The sequence below is a fragment of the Tepidiphilus baoligensis genome, from assembly GCF_012911495.1.
In the GTDB taxonomy this organism is placed as follows: domain Bacteria; phylum Pseudomonadota; class Gammaproteobacteria; order Burkholderiales; family Rhodocyclaceae; genus Tepidiphilus; species Tepidiphilus olei.
Genome location: NZ_JAAAUB010000007.1, coordinates 86,674 through 106,878, shown reverse-complemented (window position 1 = coordinate 106,878; position 20,205 = coordinate 86,674). Strand labels below are relative to the sequence as shown.

Below are 20,205 nucleotides of genomic sequence, written 5' to 3'. Positions count from 1 at the left end.
CGAGCGGCAAGATCAAGGCTGTGGCATCAGGAGAACATGATGAACGGTGGGAGCGTGCTGGCGCAAGCGGCGGCGATCGCCGTGGGTGCGGCCTTGGGGGCTTTGCTGCGCTGGCAGCTGGGCGTGCGGCTCAATACCTGGTTTCCCGAACTGCCGCCGGGGACGCTCGCGGCGAACCTGATCGGTGGGTTCGTGATCGGGGCGGCGATCGCGGTGTTCTCGACCTGGCCGGAAATTCCTTTGGAATGGCGTCTGTTCGTCACCACGGGGTTGTGTGGCGGCCTGACCACCTTCTCTACGTTCAGCGCCGAAGTCTTCGCCTTGATGCAACACGGACGATTCGCGCTTGCGCTCGTCGCCATGGTGTTGCACCTGGGCGGATCGCTCCTGGCAACGGCAGGCGGTTTCGCCACCGTGAAGCTGCTGCGCGCGCTGACGTAAAAAAATTGTGCGCATGGAGAAAAATGTATTGACGCCCGCGTAAAAGGCGCGTATTGTAGCGACAGTGTTCGAAGCGCGCATCGTCTTCACCGCTTGCGGAGATTCGCGATTCCTGCTCGGCACACCGTGGGTCATCCGGCCCGTTTCAATAAAGTAGTAACGAAGGAAGCTTCATCATGGCAACTGGTACTGTCAAGTGGTTCAACGATTCCAAAGGGTTCGGCTTCATCACCCCCGATGACGGCGGTGAGGATCTGTTCGCGCATTTCTCCGCGATCAACATGCCGGGCTTCAAAACCCTGAAGGAAGGCGAGAAAGTCAGCTTCGAAGTCACGCAAGGGCCGAAAGGCAAGCAAGCGTCGAACATTCAGAAAGCCTGACGTCTGCCCCGCCGCGGCGGGACGTTGGACCGCCTGGCAGCAGGGAAGCCACCCGAACAGGGTGGCTTCTTTTTTTTGGTGTTATTCGGCGAGGAGCGTCGGCTCAGCGCGTTTGCTCGCATCCCCCTTCGAATTGCCGTACTTGCTCGAGCGCCTTCGTGCCGGGCCAGCCATCGGCCTCGAATGCCTGATTGCCGCACTCTTGCTGGAAACGAGTGAGGGCTTCGCGCGTTTGCGTGCCGGCCACACCGTCGATGACTCCTGGATCGTACCCTAGAGCAGAGAGGCGCTCTTGTAGCTCCATGGTCTCGGACCGGGTGAGCGGGGGGTCGTCGGTGGGCCAAGGTTGGACGAAAGGTTGCTTGGGGTCGAACCGGGCGGCCTTCATGGGGTCTTTGAGTGCATCGTAGAGGAGCCCGATCGCCAAGGCATAGGATTCGGCCGCGTTGTAGCGGAAGATCGCGTCGTAGTTGGGAAAAGCCAGCAGCGCCGGGCCTTGCCGGCCAGCAGGCAGAAGCAGCGCGGCTTTTTCCGGCAAGGTGCGCGGCCAGGGTTTGCCATCGGCACGGGAAAGCCCCATGGCGAACCATTCGTTCGTCGGGCGTTTTTTCGTACGTCCGGCGAGTTTGGCATCGAACGTGGGCGGCAGTACGACTTCGATCGCCCAGGGTTCTCCGCGTCGCCAGCCGGCTTGTTTCAGGAAATTGGCGGTGGAAGCGAAAATGTCGGGCAGGGAACGATAGAGGTCACGCTTGCCGTCACCATCGAAATCGACGGCATAGCGCTCGAAGGTGCTGGGCATGAATTGCGTCTGCCCGAAGGCCCCGGCCCAGGAACCGCGCAGCCGCGTCTGCCCCGTGTCGCCGCGCTCGAGGATATTGACCACCGTGAGGAATTCAGAGCGAAAGTAGCTCTGGCGCCTGCCGAAGCACGACAGGGTGGCGAGCGATTGCAGCAGGTCGTCGCGGCCGAGATTCTGTCCGAAATTGCTCTCCACCGCCCAGAAGGCGACGATGAGCTCGGCGTCGACGTCATAAGTGGCTTCGACGTAGCGCAGCAAGCCTTCGTTCTCGCGCAGCTTTTCCTGGGCCGTTTGGATGCGCCGAGCGTCGACGAGATTGGCGAGATACTGCCATATGGGGGTGACGAACTCGGGCTGGCGGTCTAGGCGGGCGATTACGCTCGGGTCGGGGCTGAGATCGGCGATGAGGGAGAGGAACCGGTCGGCTGGGATGCCGCGTTGCTCGGCCTCGGGGGCGAGGCGTTCCAGACAGGCGCGGAATTCGTCCTCGGAAAGCGCAGGATAGGAGGATTGTGCGTTGGCTCCGGCCACCGGCAGCGACAGGAGCAGGGGAATGATCCAGCGTGGAAAGCGCCGTTGCGCAAAAAAAGATGGGCGGTTCACGAGTCGGGTCCAAAAAAGCGATGCAGGACGTCGTTGGCGAGCGCGATGCCGGTGCGACGGGCGCGTTGCAGCACCGACCAATAATAGCGGTAGGAAGCGCGATCGTGAAGCCGGCCTCGATCGCGGATCGGGCCCCAGGCGGCGTCCTGGGCTGAGCCGAGGATGCGCACCGCGTCTTCGATCTCCGCGGCGCTGGGTTGCATCGCTTCGAGGATGGGGCGGATCTGGTTGGGATGGATGCTCCACATGCGCAGGAAGGCGAATTCAGTGCGGGCACGATGCGCGTCGGCATAAACCAGGGAAGTATCTTCGAGCTCGGTGCACACGTTGTGCGCCGGCACGATGGCCGCGGCGTGGGCGGCGGCCGAGATCTCGGCCTTGGCGCGCCGGATCAAGGGGTGTTCGAATTGCGTCGGCGAGCGCATCGCTTCCGCTGCGATGGCGCCGCGGTGCGAGGAGACGAAATCCATCAGGCCGAAGTCGAGGCATTCCACGCCCGGTTCACGGGTAATGCGCGTGACTTCGGCCAAGGCTTCCGGCGTTTCGATGAGTACGTGCAGCGGCGGGGGGCGAGTGCCGGGCGGCAGGAGCGAGCGCATCGCCTCGCGTACGATGCGCACGTCGCGCGCTGAACGCACCTTGGGCACGGTGAGGTAGGCGAGTCGAGACGCGGCGATTGGCAGAATGGTCTCCAGATCGCGCAACCAATGCGGGTGCGTGAGGTCGTGGATGCGCACGCCGACACGGCCATGGCGGTTTTCGCTCGAGACGACGAGTTCGGCGCACATCTTCGCGTGGGCCTTTTCGTTGCCGGCAGGTGCGCCGTCTTCACAATCGAGCGTGACGTCGAACATGGGCCCCATGTCGACCTGGAGGGCGAGCGCTCGGCGCATGAACTTCTCGCTACCGGCGTAGTGATCCACGGCCGGGATGTCGGGCAGTTCGCGCTCGTGTTCGAAGAGGACTTGGGCGGGGCGCAGTAATTGGGATCGGGTCATGGCGTAGTGATGGGATGGAAAAAGGCACGGAAGCGCAATGCGCACTCCGTGCCTCGATGATACCGCTTTTGCAGCGGGTTTGCCTCGACGCCTCCGAATCGATCGCATCAAGGATCGGGCGCGGTGCCGTCTCGCGTAGGAGTCGGCCAGGCCCGAGCGCAGCGATCGTTTTCTGGAGGCTCAGCCGAGGAGGTCCTTGACGCCTTCGCGTTCCTCGATGAGCTCATTGAGCGTGACGAGGATGCGCTCGCGGGAGAAATCGTCGATCGGCAGGCCCTGGACGATACGGTATTCCCCGTTCTCGCACACGCAGGGGAAACCGAAGATGATGCCTTCGGGAATGCCGTAGGAGCCGTCGGAAGGCACGCCCATCGTTACCCAGCGGCCGTTCGTGCCCAGCCACCAATCGCGGATGTGGTCGATGGCGGCGTTGGCGGCGGAGGCGGCCGAAGAGAGGCCGCGCGCCTCGATGATGGCGGCGCCGCGTTTGCCGACCGTGGGGATGAAGACTTCGCGGTACCAGGTTTCGTCGTTGATGAGATCCTTGACCGACTCGCCGTTGGAGGTGCAGAAGCGATAGTCGGGGTACATGGTGGGGGAGTGGTTACCCCAGACGACGATGTGCTCGAAGCTCGACACCGGCCGGCCGGTTTTGATCGCCAGCTGGGCGAGCGCCCGGTTGTGGTCCAGCCGCAGCATGGCGGTGAAATTTTTCGCGGGGATGCGGCCGACTTTCTCGGCGGTCTTCATCGCGATGTAGGCGTTGGTGTTGCAGGGGTTGCCGACCACCAGCACCTTGCAGTCGGGATTGGCGTGTTCGGCGATCGCCTTACCCTGCACGGTGAAGATTTTCGCGTTTTCGGAGAGCAGATCCTTGCGCTCCATGCCGGGCCCGCGCGGGCGCGCGCCCACGAGCAGGGCGATTTGGGCATCCTTGAACGCGACGTTGGGGTCGTCGGTGGCGATCATGCCGGCGAGCAGCGGAAAGGCGCAGTCTTCGAGTTCCATCATCACGCCCTTGACCGCTTTTTGCGCCTGGGGCAGGTCGAGCAGCTGCAGGATGACGGGCTGGTCTTTCCCCAGCATTTCGCCGCTGGCGATGCGGAACAACAGGCTGTAGCCGATCTGACCGGCGGCGCCGGTGACGGCGACGCGAACGGGGGCTTTGCTCATCGGTGTTCTCCATGGTGAACGATAACCTTTAAATCCTAGTCGGGTGATCGCAGCTTGTCAATCCATGTCTTATATCTTATATAAGACGGTAGACATGGTAGACGTCCTATCTTTTTTGTGCTGAAATAGCAAACATGGCTTCGAATGCACCCTCCTTCAGTCCGTTGTATCGGCAGATCAAATCGTTGATCGTCCAGGCGCTGGAATCCGGCGAATGGCGACCGGGCGAGGCCATCCCCAGCGAGCAGGAGCTGGCGGCTCGTTTCGGCGTTTCTCAAGGAACCGTGCGCAAGGCCGTCGACGAATTGGCCGCGGAGAACGTGCTCGAGCGCAAGCAGGGCAAAGGAACCTTCGTGGTCTCGCACCACGATCCGCGCCAGTTCTTCCGTTTCCTGCGGCTCGTGCCCGACGACGGCAGCCTGACCCAGCCGCAGAGCGTGCCGCTCGATTGCTGGCGCGCCAAGGCGGGACAGGAGGCGGCGCGTGTGCTGCAGATTCCCGTAGGCGATCCGATCATCATCCTCAGGCGGGTATTGAAATTTTCGGGCAAACCGGTGGTGCTCGACGAAATCTATCTCCCTGGCGAAGTATTCGAGGGGCTCACGCTCGACACGCTCAAAGAGTGGAAGGGTTCGCTCTACAGTTTCTTCGAGACGCGCTTCGGCGTGCGCATGCTGCGGGCCGAGGAGCGCATCCGCGCCGTGGCCGCCGACCGCATGGCCGCCGAGACGCTGGGCGTGAAGGAGGGAACGCCGCTTTTGTCGGTGGAGCGCGTGACGTATACTTACAATGATCGGCCGGTGGAATGGCGCCGTGGGCGCTATCTCACCACGCAATACCATTACCACAACGAGCTGACCTGAGTCGGGTCGGCGAGCGCCGTTTTTTCGAGGGTGCGTCCGCCGGGGCGGGCGCGTATGTGTGACCAAGGGAGCAAGCGCGATGAGCGAAGCAAGCGTGGCACGAAAGGCGCGGCCCAAGTTTCTCGACCTGCGGGAAATTCGGCTGCCGTTGCCGGGGATCGTCTCGATCCTGCATCGGATCAGCGGGGCCGGGTTGTTCCTGCTGTTGCCGTTTTTGTTGTATCTGTTCGACTTGAGCGTGTCTTCACCCGAGACGTTCGCCACCTACAAGGCGATCGTCGGCCATCCGCTGGTGAAGCTGATCCTCTTCGGTCTGCTGTGGGCCTACCTGCACCATTTCTGCGCCGGCATCCGCTTCCTGCTGCTCGATCTGCACAAGGGCATCGAGCTCGAGCAAGCGCGCCAGAGCGCGCGGCTGGTGCTGATCGTCAGCCTTACGCTCACCGTGATCCTGGGAGTCTGGCTATGGTGAAACGTCTCGTCGTCGGCGCCGGCTACGGCCTGCGCGATTGGCTCGGTCAGCGCGCCACCGGTGCTTACATGGCGCTCTATACCATCATTTTTGCCTTCTCGGCGCTAACCTTGCCCAAGATGGACCATGAACACTGGTCAGCACTCTTCTCGGGCGGGCTGATGCGCTTCCTCACCTTCCTCTTCTTCATGTCGCTTGCCTATCACGCGTGGGTCGGCGTGCGCGACATCTGGATGGATTACGTCAAGCCGCTGGGCCTGCGCCTGGCGTTGCATCTCGTCACGCTCTTCCTGCTCGTCGGCTACGCCGGCTGGGCGGCCAAAATCCTGTGGAGACTCTGACCGTGAAAGTCGCGAAGCATACCTTCGATGCCGTGATCGTCGGCGCCGGTGGCGCCGGCCTGCGCGCAGCGCTGCAACTGGCCGAGGCGGGGTTGCGCACGGCGGTGCTCACCAAGGTGTTCCCCACGCGCTCGCACACCGTGGCGGCGCAGGGCGGAGTGGCCGCCTCGCTGGGCAACTCCACGCCCGATCACTGGCACTGGCACATGTACGACACCGTCAAGGGGTCCGACTGGCTGGGTGACCAGGATGCGATCGAGTTCATGGTGCGCAAGGCCAACGAGGTCGTGATCGAGCTCGAGCACTATGGCATGCCGTTCGACCGTACCGACGAGGGCAAGATTTATCAGCGTCCCTTCGGCGGGCATTCGATGAATTACGGTGAGGCGCCGGTGATGCGCTCCTGTGCCGCGGCCGACCGCACCGGGCACGCGATGCTGCATGCGCTCTACCAGCGCAACGTGCGCGCGCGCACCCACTTCTTCGTCGAATGGATGGCCCTCGACCTCATCCGCGACAGCGAGGGGCACGTGCTCGGCGTTACGGCGCTCGAACTCGAAACGGGCGAAGTGGCGATCTTCCACGCCAAGGCCACCATCTTCGCCACCGGCGGGGCGGGGCGTATCTATCATTCCTCGACCAACGCCTTCATCAATACCGGCGACGGTCTGGGGATGGCCGCGCGTGCCGGCATTCCGCTCGAAGACATGGAGTTTTGGCAATTCCACCCCACGGGCGTTGCCGGTGCGGGCGTGCTCATCACCGAAGGGGTGCGCGGCGAAGGCGGCATTCTGCGCAATTGCAACGGCGAGCGCTTCATGGAGCGCTATGCGCCCAACCTCAAGGATCTGGCCTCGCGCGACGTCGTTGCCCGTGCCATGGTCACCGAGATCAACGAGGGGCGCGGCTGTGGGCCGAACAAGGACTACGTCCTGCTCGACATCACGCACCTCTCGCCCGAGATCATCATGAAGCGGCTGCCGGGCATCCGCGAGATCGCCATCCAGTTCGCCGGGGTCGATCCGATCAAGGAGCCGATTCCGGTGGTACCTACTTGCCACTACATGATGGGCGGCATTCCGACCAACTATCGTGGTCAGGTGGTGATGCCCAAGAACGGCGATCCCAACGCGCCGGTGCCCGGGCTCTACGCCGCCGGCGAGTGCGCCTGTGCGTCGGTGCACGGCGCCAACCGTCTGGGCACCAACTCGCTGCTCGACCTGCTCGTCTTCGGCAAGGCCTCGGCCGAAACCGCCGTGGCCGATATCAAGAGCGGTAACCTGAGCTTGCGTGAGCTGCCCAAGGATGCGGCCGAGGTGAGCCTCGCGCGCCTGGCGCGCCTCGAGAACCAGAAAGAAGGCGAGCCGGTGGCCGATGTGCTGCTCGAGCTGCAGCGCACGATGCAAAACCACGCGGGCGTCTTCCGCTTCAAGGACAAGCTCGAGGAAGGGGTGCAGAAAATCCTCGCGGTCGAGGAACGGGTGCGTCGCACGGCCATCCGCGACCATTCCAAAGTATGGAACACGGCGCGCATGGAGGCGCTCGAGCTCGAGAACCTCATCGAGGTGGCCAAAGCGACGATGATCTCGGCCGCGGCGCGCAAGGAATCCCGTGGGGCGCACGTGCGCGACGATTGTCCCGATACGCCCGAATTCCCCAACGGGCGCAACGACAAGGAGTGGCTCAAACACACCCTGTGGTTCCGCGACGGCAACCGGCTCGAGTACAAGCCGGTCAATCTCAAGCCGCTCAACCCCGACACCCAACCCATCGCGCTCGCCAAGCGCACGTACTGACCGGCGGGAGAATCGACCATGACCCGAGTGGTGCAATTCCGCATCTATCGCTACGATCCCGACAAGGATCAGAAACCCTACATGCAAGACATTTCGGTCGAGCTCGAACCGACCGACAAGAAGCTGCTGCAGGCGCTCGTGCGCGTCAAGGCCAAGGACGATTCGCTGTCCTTCCGCCGCTCCTGTCGCGAAGGGGTGTGCGGGTCGGATGCGATGAACATCAACGGCAAGAACGGCCTGGCCTGCCTCACCGACATCGACAGCCTGACACAGCCCATCGTGCTGCGGCCGCTGCCGGGCCTGCCGGTGATCCGCGACCTCATCGTCGACATGACGCAGTTCTTCAAGCAGTACCATTCGATCACGCCGTATCTCATCAACGACGATCCTCCACCCGAGCGCGAGCGCCTGCAGACGCCCGAGGAGCGCGAGGAGCTGAACGGCGTCTATGAGTGCATCCTGTGCGCGTGCTGCTCGACTTCCTGTCCGTCCTTCTGGTGGAACCCGGACAAGTTCGTCGGCCCAGCGGGGTTGTTGAACGCCTATCGCTTCATTGCCGATACGCGCGACACGGCCACGAATCAGCGGCTCGACAACCTCAACGATCCGTATCGGCTCTTCCGCTGCCATACGATCATGAACTGTGTCGATGTCTGTCCCAAGCATCTCAACCCCACCAAGGCCATCGGCAAGATCAAGGAGCTGATGGTCTCGCGTGCGGTATGACGAGCCCAAGGGACGGATCCGCTGGCATTGTCGGCGGGCCCTGCTCGAACTCGACCTCATCTTCCAGGATTTCCTGGAGGTCGAGTTCGACCGGCTTGGCGACGAGGAACTCGCGATCCTCGAAGAGCTGCTGGCATTGGAAGACCACGAACTGTGGGCTCTCGTCAATGGTACCCGTCCCATCCCTCGGCCGCATTGGAGCGGGATGGTCGAAAAACTGCGCGGCGTGAGGGTGCACCGGCGCACGCGCCTGACGGGTGAGGAGGGGTTCGGAACCCTCGAAAACGAAGGAGAAAAAGCATGAGCACGGAACGTAAAGCGACGCTCGTCATCGACGGCAAGGAATATCACTATCCCATCCTCTCGGGCACGCTCGGCAACGACGTGATCGACATCCGCAAACTCGGCAGCGAAACCGGGCATTTCACCTACGACCCCGGTTTTCTCTCCACGGCGAGCTGTCGCTCTTCCATCACCTACATCGATGGAGAAAAGGGGGAACTCCTCTACCGCGGCTATCCCATCGAGCAGTTGGCCGAACAGTGTTCCTTCATCGAAGTCGCCTATCTGCTGCGCAACGGCGAGCTGCCCACCAAGACCGAACTCGAAGACTTCGACAACCGCGTGCGGCGTCACAACATGCTGCACGACCAGATGAACCGTTTCTTCACCGGTTTTCGTCGCGACGCCCACCCCATGGCGGTGATGGTCGGCGTGGTCGGAGCCCTTTCGGCCTTCTATCACGACGTGCTCGACTTCAGCGACGCCGAGCATCGCACCGTTTCCTTCATCCGGCTGGTGGCCAAGATGCCCACCATCGTGGCGATGGCCTACAAATACAACGTGGGCCAGCCTTTCATGTATCCGCGCAATGATCTTGGCTATGCGGCCAATTTCCTCCACATGATGTTCGGTACGCCCTGCGAGAAGTACGAGCCCAATCCGGTGCTCGTACGCGCGATGGACGTCATCTTCACCCTGCACGCCGACCACGAGCAGAACGCTTCCACCTCCACGGTGCGTCTGGCCGGTTCCTCGGGGGCGAATCCCTTCGCCTGCATCTCTGCCGGCATCGCCTGCCTGTGGGGCCCGGCGCATGGCGGCGCCAACGAGGCCTGTCTGCGCATGCTTGAGGAGATCGGCGACGTCTCTCGCGTGGGTGAGTACATCGAGCGCGCCAAGGACAAGAACGACCCCTTCAAGCTCATGGGATTCGGTCACCGCGTCTACAAGAACTACGACCCGCGTGCCAAGCTCATGCGCCAGATCTGCCACGAGGTGCTGCAGGAGCTGGGGCTGGAGAACGATCGCCTCTTCAAATTGGCCATGGCGTTGGAGAAGATCGCATTGGAGGACGAATACTTCGTCGAGAAGAAACTCTATCCCAACGTGGACTTCTACTCCGGCATCGTGCAGCGCGCCATTGGCATCCCGACTTCGATGTTCACCTGCATCTTCGCGCTCGCGCGCACGGTGGGGTGGTTCACGCAGTGGGAAGAGATGATCACCGATCCCGAATACAAGATCGGCCGTCCGCGCCAGCTCTACGTCGGTGCGCCGCGTCGCGACGTCGTGCCGCTCGACGCTCGGGGATGAGCCATCGTATGACCGGAACCCAGGCCCAGGCCTGAAAGAGAGATCCCCATGTACAAGGAATTCCAGGACACGACCGTCCTTTTCGGGGCCAACGCCCCGTTCGTCGAGGAGCTCTACGAGCATTATCTCGTCGATCCGCAGTCGGTCCCCGAAGAATGGCGGCGCTATTTCGATGCCCTGCGTCAGGGACCGGGGCCGGAGCAGGAAGTGCCACACGCTCCGATCCGCGCCGCGTTCGAGCAAATGGCCAAGATGGGGCCGGTGCGCTTCGTCAAGACCGGCACCGACGATGGCCAGCGTCAGGTGGGGGTGCTGCAGCTCATCAACGCGCACCGCTTCCTCGGGCACCGCGTCGCGGACATCGATCCTCTGAAACTGCATGAAAAGCCGCGTGTGGAGGAGCTCGAGCCGGCCACCTATGGGCTCACGGAAGCCGATCTCAACCGCGAGTTCAACGTCGGCTCTTTCCGCGGGTTGGAGAAGCAGACGGCCACGCTGCGTGAGATCCTCGATGCGCTGCGTCAGACGTATTGCCGCACCGTGGGCGTCGAATACATGTACATCACCGACACGGCACAGAAGCGCTGGTTGCAGGCGCGCTTCGAGCCGGTGCATGGCAAGGCGAAGCTCACGGTCGATCAGCAGAAACGCATCCTCGAGCGGCTCACCGCCGCCGAAACCCTGGAGCGCTACCTGCATACCCGCTACGTCGGTCAGAAGCGCTTTTCGCTCGAAGGGGGAGAGTCGGCCATCGTGGCGCTGGACGAGGCGATCCGCGTGGCCGGGCGGCATGGCGCGCAGGAAATCGTCATTGGCATGGCGCACCGCGGGCGCCTCAACGTGCTGGTCAATGTTCTGGGCAAGCCGCCGGCCATGCTCTTTGCTGAATTCGAGGGCAAGAAGGCCGAGGAGCTCACCGCCGGCGACGTGAAGTACCACATGGGGTTTTCGAGCGACGTGCTCACCCCGGGCGGACCGGTGCACCTCTCGCTCATGTTCAACCCCTCGCACCTGGAGATCGTCAATCCGGTGGTGCTCGGTTCGAGCTACGCGCGCCAGCAGCGCCGCGATCCGGCCGAGGCCAAGGATCAGGTCGTGCCGATCATCATCCACGGCGACGCGGCGGTGGCCGGCCAAGGGGTGAACCAGGAGGTGCTCAACTTCGCCCAGACGCGCGGCTACGGCGTGGGCGGGGCGGTGCACCTCGTCATCAACAACCAGATCGGCTTCACGACTTCCGATCCGCGCGATCTGCGCTCCTCGACCTACTGCACCGACATCTTCAAGATGGCGGAGGCGCCCATCTTCCACGTCAACGGCGACGACCCCGAGGCAGTGGCCTTCGTGATGCAGCTCGCCATGGAATTCCGCAAGGAATTCAAGAAAGACGTGGTCGTGGACATCGTCTGCTTCCGCAAGCTCGGACACAACGAACAGGACGAACCGGCGGTGACCCAGCCGCTGATGTATCGCCGCATCCGGCAGCATCCGGGCACGCGCAAGCTCTATGCCGATCATCTCGTGCAGAGCGGCGTGATCGCCTCTGACGACCCCGAGCGCTATATCCAGGAATACCGCGAACATCTCGACCGCGGGGAGCTCCTCTACAATCCCGTCGTGGCCAACGTCGTGCGCAAGCACGCGATCGACTGGACCCCGTTCATCGGACAGGAATATACCGACGAGTGCGATACGTCCATTCCCGCACCCGAATATCGGCGCCTGGCCGAACGGCTCACCACGATTCCCGAAGGATTCGTCCTGCATTCGCGGGTGCAGAAGATCATCGAGGATCGGCGGGCGATGGGGCTCGGCGAGATCCCGGCCGACTGGGGATTCGGCGAGAACCTCGCTTATGCCTCGCTCGTGGCGCAGGGTTTCGGCGTGCGCCTGTCGGGCGAAGACGTGGGGCGCGGCACCTTCTTCCACCGCCACGCGGTGCTGCACGACCAGAACCGCGAGCGGCGCGACGAAGGCACTTACGTTCCGCTGCAGAACATCCAGGAAGGGCAAGCGCCGTTCTACGTCTATGATTCCACCCTCTCGGAAGAGGGGACGCTGGGCTTCGACTATGGCTACGCCATCACCGAGCCGAACCAGCTCACCATCTGGGAGGCCCAATTCGGTGACTTCGCCAACGGCGCTCAGGTGGTGATCGACCAGTTCATCGCCTCGGGCGAAGCCAAGTGGGGGCGGTTGTGCGGGCTGACCCTGCTGCTGCCGCACGGCTATGAGGGGCAAGGGCCGGAGCACTCTTCGGCGCGCATCGAGCGCTATCTGCAGCTATCGGCCGAGCGTAACTGGCAGGTGTGCGTGCCCACCACGGCGTCGCAGATCTTCCATCTGCTGCGCCGTCAGATGCTGCGGCGCGTGCGCAAGCCCTTGGTGGTGTTCACGCCCAAGTCGCTGCTGCGCCTGAAAGAAGCTGGCTCACCCATGGAAGACTTCCTGCACGGGGGGTATCGTACCGTGATCGGTGAAGTCGAAGAGCTTGCGCCGAAGAAGGTCAAGCGCGTGCTGCTGTGCCAAGGCAAGATCTATTACGAGTTGCTCGCTTACCGGCGCGAGAAAGGGATAGACGATACGGCCATCATCCGGCTGGAGCAACTCTATCCTTTCCCGGCAGAGGCGCTCAACGCTGCCCTCAAGCCCTTCGCCCAAGCCAAGGAACTCGTCTGGGTGCAGGAAGAACCGCGCAACCAGGGCGTGTGGTACTGGCTGCTGTCGCGCCAGCATCTGAAGAACGAGCTCGGGCGCGGTCGTCGCCTACTGCTCGTCGCGCGCCCGGCCAGCTCCTCGCCCGCCGTGGGGTACCTCGCCAAGCACGTGGTGCAACAGAAGGCCGTGATCGAAGGGGCGTTCGGCCCGATCGAGGCCGATTGAGCGCGCAGTCATACCAGACCGTCAGGAGAATGACATGTTGATCGAAGTGAAAGTGCCCCAGCTGTCCGAGTCGGTGGCCGAAGCCTCGCTGGTGGCTTGGCACAAGAAGGAGGGGGATTTCGTCAAGCGCGACGAGAACCTCGTCGATATCGAGACCGACAAGGTCGTGTTGGAGACGCCGGCCCCGGCCGATGGGGTCCTGGTGAAGATCCTCAAGGGGGATGGAGAAGCCGTGACCTCCGGCGAGGTGATCGCTCAGATCGATACCGAAGCCAAGCCGTCTGCCGGTGCGACGTCGGGGGCGGCGGCGTCCGAGTCGGCGCAAGCGCCGGCCAAGGGCCAGAGTGACTCCGCCACCACTGCCGCCGTGGCGAGCCCCGCCGCACGCAAGATCCTCGAAGAAAAGGGCATCGCGCCCGAAAGTGTGTCGGGTAGCGGGCGCGGCGGGCGCATCACCAAGGAAGATGCGCTGGCGGCTCAGCCCGCAACCAAACCGGCCGGCGGTGCCGCTCCGGTCGCGTCCGCCGTTGCCGTGACGGGGGAACGTCCCGAGCAGCGCGTACCGATGACCAAGCTGCGCAAGCGCATCGCCGAGCGTCTCCTGCAGTCGAAGAACGAAAACGCCATGCTGACCACCTTCAACGAGGTGAACATGGCCGCCGTCATCGAGCTGCGCAAGAAGTACGGCGAGAAGTTCGAGAAGGAACACGGCGTGCGTCTGGGGTTCATGAGCTTCTTCGTCAAGGCCGCTTGCGCCGCCCTGAAGAAATTCCCCATCCTCAACGCCTCGGTCGATGGCGACGACATCGTCTATCATGGCTACATCGACATCGGCATCGCCGTCGGTTCGCCGCGCGGCCTGGTGGTGCCCATCCTGCGTGATGCCGACCAGCTCTCCATGGCCGAGATCGAGAAAAAAATTGCCGAATTCGGCGAGAAGGCCAAGGACGGGCGTCTGTCGCTCGAGGAATTGACCGGGGGAACCTTCTCCATCTCCAACGGCGGTGTGTTCGGTTCCATGCTCTCCACGCCGATCATCAACCCGCCGCAGTCGGCCATCCTCGGCATCCATGCCACCAAAGACCGTCCGGTGGTCGAGAACGGCCAGATCGTGATCCGTCCGATCAACTACCTCGCCCTGTCTTACGATCATCGAATCATCGATGGGCGTGAGGCGGTGCTGGGACTCGTGACGATCAAGGAAGCCCTGGAAGATCCGGCGCGCCTGCTCTTTGGCGTGTGATTGCCGTAGGGGGCGGCATATGCCGCCCCTTTTTCGTCATGAGGAGGAAGGATCGATGCAAAGTTTCGACGTCTTGGTGATCGGCGGTGGCCCGGGGGGTTACGTCGCGGCGATCCGCGCCGCGCAGCTTGATTTCAAGACCGCTTGTTGTGAATCCAATCCCTATGCCGACCCCAAGGGTGAACCCCGCCTCGGCGGAACCTGCCTCAATGTGGGTTGTATTCCCTCGAAGGCTCTGCTACACACTTCGCATCTCTATGAGGAGGCGGCCCATGCCTTTGCGGATCAGGGCATCCGTGTGCAGGGGCTGGCGATCGACGTGCCGGCGATGATGCAGCGCAAGGCCGGCATCGTCACCCAGCTCACCCAGGGGATCAAGGGGCTCTTTCGCAAGAACAAGGTGACCTTGCTGCCCGGTCATGGGCAGTTTCTCGGTCGCGAAGGGGAGAGCTGGCAGGTGCGCGTGGGCGAGGAGACGGTGCTCGCCAAGCACGTGATCGTGGCGACGGGCTCCAAGGCGCGCCATCTGCCGAACCTGCCGGTGGACAACCGCATCGTGTGCGACAACGTGGGCGCGCTCGAGCTGCAGGCCGTGCCCAAGCGGCTCGTCATCGTCGGGGCCGGTGTCATCGGGCTCGAGATGGGGTCGGTGTGGCGTCGTCTGGGGTCGGAAGTGACCATCCTCGAAGCGCTACCCGACTTCCTCGCCGCCGCCGACGCGGACGTGGCCAAGGAGGCGCTGTCGCTCTTCACCAAGCAGGGGTTCAAGTTCCAGTTCGGCGTCACCATCGAGGGCGCCGAGGTAAAAGGTGACGGGGCGATCTTGCGCTATCGCGACCAGGAAGGCAAGGAGCAGACGCTGAAGGCCGACCGGGTCATCGTCTCGGTGGGGCGCGTGCCCAACACCGACGGGCTCGGTGCCGAGGGGGTCGGCTTGCAGGTCAATGAGCGGGGTCAGATCGTGGTCGACGATCATTGCTGCACGAACCTGCCCAACGTCTGGGCCGTGGGCGACGTGGTGCGCGGCCCCATGCTCGCGCACAAGGCGATGGAAGAAGGGGTGATGGTGGCAGAGCGCATCGCCGGTCAGGCGGGGCACGTGAATTACGACGCCATCCCCTGGGTGATCTACACCGCACCCGAGATCGCCTGGGTGGGCAAGACCGAGGCCCAGCTCAAGGCCGAGGGCGTGGAGTATCGCGTCGGCAAGATTCCTTTCCTCGCCAACGGACGGGCGTTGGGTATGGGGGCGCCGCAGGGTTTCGTCAAGATGATCGCCTGTGCCAAGACCGACCGCATCCTGGGCGTGCACATCATCGGGGCGAACGCCTCCGAGCTCATCGCCGAGGCGGTGGTGGCGCTGGAGTTCGGGGCGGCGTCCGAGGATATCGCGCGCATCTGCCATGCCCACCCGACTTTGTCCGAGGTGATGCACGAAGCGGCGCTGGCGGTCGATCGCCGGGCGCTGCATTTCTGATGGCCGAGCAGGTCGCGGCCGCGGCGGGTGACATCGTCGCGGCCTATGATGCGGCGCTCGCCGAGCGGGGCTATCGTACCGATCCGGCGCAGCGCCGTGCCGTCGAGCGGCTGCAACGTCTGTGTGAGGCGTTGTGTCGCGCCGAGCGCCCACGACCTGGGGACGAGGGGGCTGCGCGCGTCCCCTTGGGTTTTCTGCGTCGTGTCTTCGCAGCGAAGCCGAAGCATACGGCACCGACCGAGCCGGCGGTGCGCAGCGTCTATCTCTGGGGGGGCGTGGGGCGTGGCAAGAGCTTCGTGATGGACGTGTTCTTCGAATCTTGCCCCTTTGCCGCCAAGAGGCGGGTGCATTTCCACGCCTTCATGCAGCGCGTGCATGAAAATTTGCGCCGGCACAAGGAGGTTCCCGATCCGCTTGCCAAGGTGGCCGAGGACATCGCCGCAGAGGTGCGGCTGCTGTGTTTCGACGAATTCCACGTCTCGGACATCGCCGATGCCATGATTCTGGGCCGGCTTCTGGAAGCCTTGCTCGCACGCGGCGTGGTCTTCGTGCTCACCTCGAACTATCCGCCGCACGGGCTCTATCCCAACGGGCTCATGCGGGTGAATTTCCTGCCCACCATCGCCCTCATCGAACGGACCTTCGACGTGCTAGAGGTCGATTCGGGCACCGACTATCGCCTGCGCACCCTGGAGAACGTCGAGCTCTACCTCGTGCCGCCTTCGCCCGAGAACGAGGCCAAGCTGCGGGACGATTTCCGCCGCCTCACGGGGCATGAGCCGGTGCCTGGTACCTACCCGATCTTCGGCCGAGAAATTCCTTGTCTCGGTCGGCACCAGGACGTGATCTGGTTCAGTTTTTCCGCCCTGTGCGATGGGCCGCGTTCGCAGAACGATTACCTGGAAATCGCGCGCGAACACGATACGGTGCTCCTGAGCGGCATCCCGCGGATGGGGCCGGCACAGGCTTCGCAGGCGCGGCGTTTCACCTGGCTCATCGACGTGCTCTACGATCATCGGGTGAAACTGATCGCCACCGCCGAAGCCGAACCACAGGAACTCTACCGCGAGGGCTTGAACGCGCACGAATTCGTCCGCACCGCGAGCCGCCTGATCGAGATGCGCACGCGCGACTATCTGGCCGAAGCACACCGGCCCGATTGACGGAAGCGGCAATGGACGGGGAGACGCTCGAGGCGCGCATCGAAGAGGAGCTCGGCCCGGGCGGACGGCTCGCGGCGGCGATCCCCGGGTTCGTCCATCGGCCGCAGCAGCACGAAATGGCGCTCGCCGTGGCCCGCGCCATCGAGGAGAAAGGGGTGTTGCTCGCCGAAGCCGGCACCGGCACGGGCAAGACCTTCGCCTATCTGCTGCCGGCCTTGCTCTCGGGGCGCAAGGTGATCGTGTCGACCGGCACGAAGACCTTGCAGGATCAGCTCTTTCATCGCGACCTGCCGCGCCTGAAGGCGGCGCTGAAAATTCCGGTGCGCACGGCGCTCCTCAAAGGGCGGCAGAACTACGTCTGTCACTATCATCTCGAGCGCAATCTCGCTCACGGACGGTTCATCACGGCCGAAGATGCGGCGCTGTTGCGGCTCATCGCGCGCTTTGCGCAGCACACGGTTTCCGGCGACAAGGCGGAATGTGTCGCTGTGCCCGAAGCCTCCTTCGTCTGGACCTTCGCCACTTCGTCGCGCGACAACTGCCTTGGTCAGGACTGCCCTCATTGGCAGGAGTGCTTTCTCATGAAGGCACGCCGCGCGGCGCAGGAGGCCGAGTGCGTGGTGGTGAACCACCACCTCTTTTTCTCCGATCTGGTGCTGCGCGACGAGGGGGTCGGCGGGCTTTTGCCAGAGGCAGATCTGGTGGTGTTCGACGAGGCGCATCAGCTGCCCGAGCTCGCGGCGGTTTTCTTCGGTGAGAGCCTGGCGTCGACCCAGTGTTTCGAGCTCGTGCGCGATGCCCGGGTGGAGGCGTTGGTGGCGGCGCCGGATTTTCGGCCCTTGCGCGACGCGATCGACGCCTTCGACAAGGCGGTGAAGGACCTGCGCTTGAGCCTGCCAGCCGAGACGCTGCGCTGGCCGCGGCAGCAGGCGCTGGAGCAGGCCGCTGGGTTCGAATCGGCCCTGCAGACCTTGATGACGAGCGCGGGCGTCTTGCGTGAGGTGCTGGCGAGCCAGCAGGAACGCAGCGAGGACTTGCAGCGGCTCGTAACCAGGGCCGAAGCGGTCGAGCGCTTGCTCGCCCAATGGGGCGAAGAAGGAGCGTGTTTCGTGCGCTGGGTGGAGGCCGTTGGTACGCGGTTTACGCTGCACCGCACGCCGATCGAGGCGGGGCCGGCGTTTTCCCGGCTCCTGAGCGCGGGGAAGCGGGCCTGGGTGATGACTTCGGCGACGCTGGCGGTGGCCGGTTCGTTCGCACATTTTCGCCGTGACCTCGGGCTGCTCGACGAGGAACTGCCGGTACGCGAAGGAATCTGGGCGAGCCCCTTCGACTATCGCCGCCAGGCTTTGTTGCTGGTGCCCCACGGCATGCCGGAGCCGGGTTCGCCGCAGCATCTGCCGGCGGTGGAGGAATTGGCCGAGCGGTTGATCCGTGCCGCCGAAGGGCGGGCGTTCGTGCTCTGTACCTCGCTCAAGGCGATGCAGCGCCTGGGTGAGGGACTGCGAGCGCGTTTGGGGGCCGAGTACACGGTGCTGGTGCAAGGAGAGGGGCCACGTCACGCGCTGCTCGAGCGCTTTCGCACCACGCCCCGAGCCGTGCTCGTCGGCAGCCAGAGTTTCTGGGAAGGGGTGGACGTCGCCGGCGAGGCCCTCTCGCTCGTCGTCATCGACAAACTGCCGTTTGCACCGCCGGACGATCCCGTGCTCGCGGCGCGCATGGAACGGCTGAGAAAGGAGGGGCAGTCTCCGTTTGCCCTGCTACAGTTGCCGCAGGCCACGATTCAGCTCAAACAAGGTGCGGGTCGACTCATTCGCAGCGAAAGCGATCGGGGCGTGTTGTGTATCTGTGATCCGCGCATGGTTACCCGAGTCTATGGCAAGATTTTGTGGTCCAGTCTGCCGCCGATGCGCCGTACGCGTGACGTGCGCCGCGCAGAGGAATTTTTGGGTACCATCGCGACGACGGCGGCGCAAGAGAATGCTGCGTCGAGCCAGGGTGCGGATGCACCCAGTGAAGACATCGGATCCAGAGGGGAAACGTAGTGACGCAAGCTTTGATGTCGTTCGAGGAAGGGGTGGCGCGGCTGCTGTCGGCGGTCGAACCGGTGCGCGACGTGGAACTCATCGATACGTTGGAGGCGCGCGGGCGTGTGCTTGCCGATGCGCTGTACTCGCCGATCAGCATACCGCGACAGGATACCGCGGCGATGGATGGATACGCCGTACGCTGCGCCGAGCTCCAACGGGTCGGCGTTCGTTTGCCGGTAAGCCAGCGTATCCCTGCGGGAACGATCGGTTTGCCGCTCGCCGAAGGCACGGTGGCGCGTATCTTCACGGGGGCGCCTTTGCCCGAAGGGGCCGATGCGGTCGTGATGCAGGAGCGCGTCGAGGTGGAGGGCGATCGGGTCGTGTTTCGCCACGTGCCTCATCCAGGTGAGTCGGTACGGCGCGCTGGCAGTGAGATCGCCCTCGGCGCCGAGATCCTCTCCGCCGGCGCCGTGCTCACCCCCCAGGCCCTGGCGTTGGCCGCAAGCGTGGGTTTTGACACCTTGCCGGTGCGTCGTCGGGTACGCGTGGCGATTTTTTCGACCGGTGACGAGCTCGTGATGCCTGGTACCCCTTTGGGGCCGGGGCAGATCTACAATGCCAACCGCTATCAGTTGCGCGCGCTGCTCGAAGGCATGGGATGTCTGGTCGATGACCACGGCGTGGTGCCCGATCGGTTGGAGGCGACGCGGCTGGCTTTGCACCGCGCGGCCGATGCCGCCGACGTGGTGATCACGAGCGGGGGGGTGTCGGTGGGCGAGGAAGATCATGTCGTGGCCGCGGTGCGTGCGCAAGGACGGCTCGATCTGTGGAAACTGGCGATCAAGCCAGGCAAGCCGCTTGCCTACGGACGTGTCGGGGCGGCGCATTTCGTCGGGCTTCCGGGTAACCCGGTCTCGGCGTTCGTGACTTTCGTCCTGTTCGTGCGCCCCTTCCTGCGTCGTTTGCAAGGAGCGAAGGAGGCTGCGTCGCGCACCTGGCGCGTGCCGGCGGGGTTCGCGCGTACCCGACCCGATCCCCGGCGTGAATTCTTACGAGTGCGGCTCGATGCGCGTGGCTGGGCCGTGCCTTACCCCGACCAGGGGTCGTCGGCCCTGGCTTCGCTCGTGTGGGCTGACGGCCTGGTGGATCTTCCTCCGGGCACCCCGGTGCAGACGGGGGATCTCGTGCGGTATTGGCCCTTGGCGGAGCTGTTGAATTAGG

The 20,205-nt window shown here is 63.9% G+C and carries 18 protein-coding genes; 15 read left to right on the top strand and 3 right to left on the bottom strand.

What is annotated here, in order from left to right; translation table 11 throughout:
* The first annotated feature begins 36 nt into the window (after nucleotides 1–36).
* Together crcB and GV368_RS06465 are read left to right on the top strand one after the other, a co-directional pair.
* A complete protein-coding gene (crcB, locus tag GV368_RS06470) occupies nucleotides 37–441 on the top strand; it encodes a fluoride efflux transporter CrcB (RefSeq protein ID WP_235933698.1) in 405 nt (134 codons plus the stop codon).
* Between the two features lie 176 nt (nucleotides 442–617).
* A complete protein-coding gene (locus GV368_RS06465) occupies nucleotides 618–821 on the top strand; it encodes a cold-shock protein (RefSeq protein WP_028874475.1) in 204 nt (67 codons plus the stop codon).
* Nucleotides 822–924: 103 nt separating this feature from the next.
* Here the strand turns inward: GV368_RS06465 and GV368_RS06460 are convergent, their stop codons facing one another.
* From GV368_RS06460 to GV368_RS06450, 3 genes are all read right to left on the bottom strand, one after another.
* Nucleotides 925–2,226, bottom strand: a complete 1,302-nt coding sequence (locus GV368_RS06460; RefSeq protein WP_206673312.1) for a lytic murein transglycosylase — start codon at nucleotides 2,224–2,226, stop codon at nucleotides 925–927.
* The gene (locus GV368_RS06455) at nucleotides 2,223–3,224 is read right to left on the bottom strand and encodes an HpcH/HpaI aldolase/citrate lyase family protein (RefSeq protein WP_169115940.1); all 1,002 of its coding nucleotides are present in this window, start codon (nucleotides 3,222–3,224) and stop codon (nucleotides 2,223–2,225) included. Before GV368_RS06455 ends, GV368_RS06460 begins: the two co-directional genes overlap by 4 nt.
* A gap of 180 nt (nucleotides 3,225–3,404) precedes the next feature.
* A complete protein-coding gene (locus GV368_RS06450) occupies nucleotides 3,405–4,397 on the bottom strand; it encodes a malate dehydrogenase (RefSeq protein ID WP_142803437.1) in 993 nt (330 codons plus the stop codon).
* A 134-nt stretch (nucleotides 4,398–4,531) separates the two neighbouring features.
* Here GV368_RS06450 and GV368_RS06445 point away from each other — a divergent pair, with 134 nt between their 5' ends.
* The 13 genes from GV368_RS06445 (at nucleotide 4,532) to GV368_RS06385 (ending at nucleotide 20,204) form a co-directional block, all read left to right on the top strand.
* Nucleotides 4,532–5,260, top strand: a complete 729-nt coding sequence (locus tag GV368_RS06445) for a GntR family transcriptional regulator (protein ID WP_142803436.1) — start codon at nucleotides 4,532–4,534, stop codon at nucleotides 5,258–5,260.
* A 79-nt stretch (nucleotides 5,261–5,339) separates the two neighbouring features.
* Nucleotides 5,340–5,732 carry a succinate dehydrogenase, cytochrome b556 subunit gene (sdhC, locus tag GV368_RS06440; protein WP_142803435.1) on the top strand — a complete coding sequence of 131 codons (393 nt, stop codon included), beginning with the start codon at nucleotides 5,340–5,342 and terminating at the stop codon, nucleotides 5,730–5,732.
* On the top strand, nucleotides 5,726–6,073 hold the full coding sequence (gene sdhD / locus GV368_RS06435) for a succinate dehydrogenase, hydrophobic membrane anchor protein (RefSeq protein ID WP_142811357.1): 348 nt from the start codon (nucleotides 5,726–5,728) through the stop codon (nucleotides 6,071–6,073). Before sdhC ends, sdhD begins: the two co-directional genes overlap by 7 nt.
* A 2-nt stretch (nucleotides 6,074–6,075) precedes the next feature.
* Nucleotides 6,076–7,869, top strand: a complete 1,794-nt coding sequence (sdhA, locus tag GV368_RS06430; protein ID WP_142811359.1) for a succinate dehydrogenase flavoprotein subunit — start codon at nucleotides 6,076–6,078, stop codon at nucleotides 7,867–7,869.
* A gap of 18 nt (nucleotides 7,870–7,887) precedes the next feature.
* The gene (locus GV368_RS06425) at nucleotides 7,888–8,595 is read left to right on the top strand and encodes a succinate dehydrogenase iron-sulfur subunit (protein WP_169115939.1); all 708 of its coding nucleotides are present in this window, start codon (nucleotides 7,888–7,890) and stop codon (nucleotides 8,593–8,595) included.
* The gene (locus tag GV368_RS06420) at nucleotides 8,585–8,899 is read left to right on the top strand and encodes an FAD assembly factor SdhE (RefSeq protein WP_169115938.1); all 315 of its coding nucleotides are present in this window, start codon (nucleotides 8,585–8,587) and stop codon (nucleotides 8,897–8,899) included. Before GV368_RS06425 ends, GV368_RS06420 begins: the two co-directional genes overlap by 11 nt.
* Nucleotides 8,896–10,191, top strand: coding sequence for a citrate synthase (gene gltA, locus GV368_RS06415; RefSeq protein ID WP_169115937.1), 1,296 nt, complete (start codon nucleotides 8,896–8,898; stop codon nucleotides 10,189–10,191). Before GV368_RS06420 ends, gltA begins: the two co-directional genes overlap by 4 nt.
* 48 nt (nucleotides 10,192–10,239) lie before the next feature.
* Entirely contained in the window at nucleotides 10,240–13,074 is a 2,835-nt protein-coding gene (locus GV368_RS06410; protein WP_169115936.1) for a 2-oxoglutarate dehydrogenase E1 component, read from the top strand.
* Between the two features lie 34 nt (nucleotides 13,075–13,108).
* A complete protein-coding gene (gene odhB, locus GV368_RS06405; RefSeq protein WP_169115935.1) occupies nucleotides 13,109–14,317 on the top strand; it encodes a 2-oxoglutarate dehydrogenase complex dihydrolipoyllysine-residue succinyltransferase in 1,209 nt (402 codons plus the stop codon).
* A gap of 55 nt (nucleotides 14,318–14,372) precedes the next feature.
* Entirely contained in the window at nucleotides 14,373–15,794 is a 1,422-nt protein-coding gene (gene lpdA, locus GV368_RS06400) for a dihydrolipoyl dehydrogenase (RefSeq protein ID WP_169115934.1), read from the top strand.
* A complete protein-coding gene (gene zapE, locus GV368_RS06395; protein WP_169115933.1) occupies nucleotides 15,794–16,957 on the top strand; it encodes a cell division protein ZapE in 1,164 nt (387 codons plus the stop codon). The genes lpdA and zapE overlap by 1 nt, the downstream gene beginning before the upstream one ends.
* Nucleotides 16,958–16,968: 11 nt before the next feature.
* A complete protein-coding gene (locus GV368_RS06390; RefSeq protein ID WP_169115932.1) occupies nucleotides 16,969–18,999 on the top strand; it encodes an ATP-dependent DNA helicase in 2,031 nt (676 codons plus the stop codon).
* The gene (locus GV368_RS06385; RefSeq protein ID WP_142803424.1) at nucleotides 18,999–20,204 is read left to right on the top strand and encodes a molybdopterin molybdotransferase MoeA; all 1,206 of its coding nucleotides are present in this window, start codon (nucleotides 18,999–19,001) and stop codon (nucleotides 20,202–20,204) included. The genes GV368_RS06390 and GV368_RS06385 overlap by 1 nt, the downstream gene beginning before the upstream one ends.
* Nucleotide 20,205: the final 1 nt, after the last annotated feature.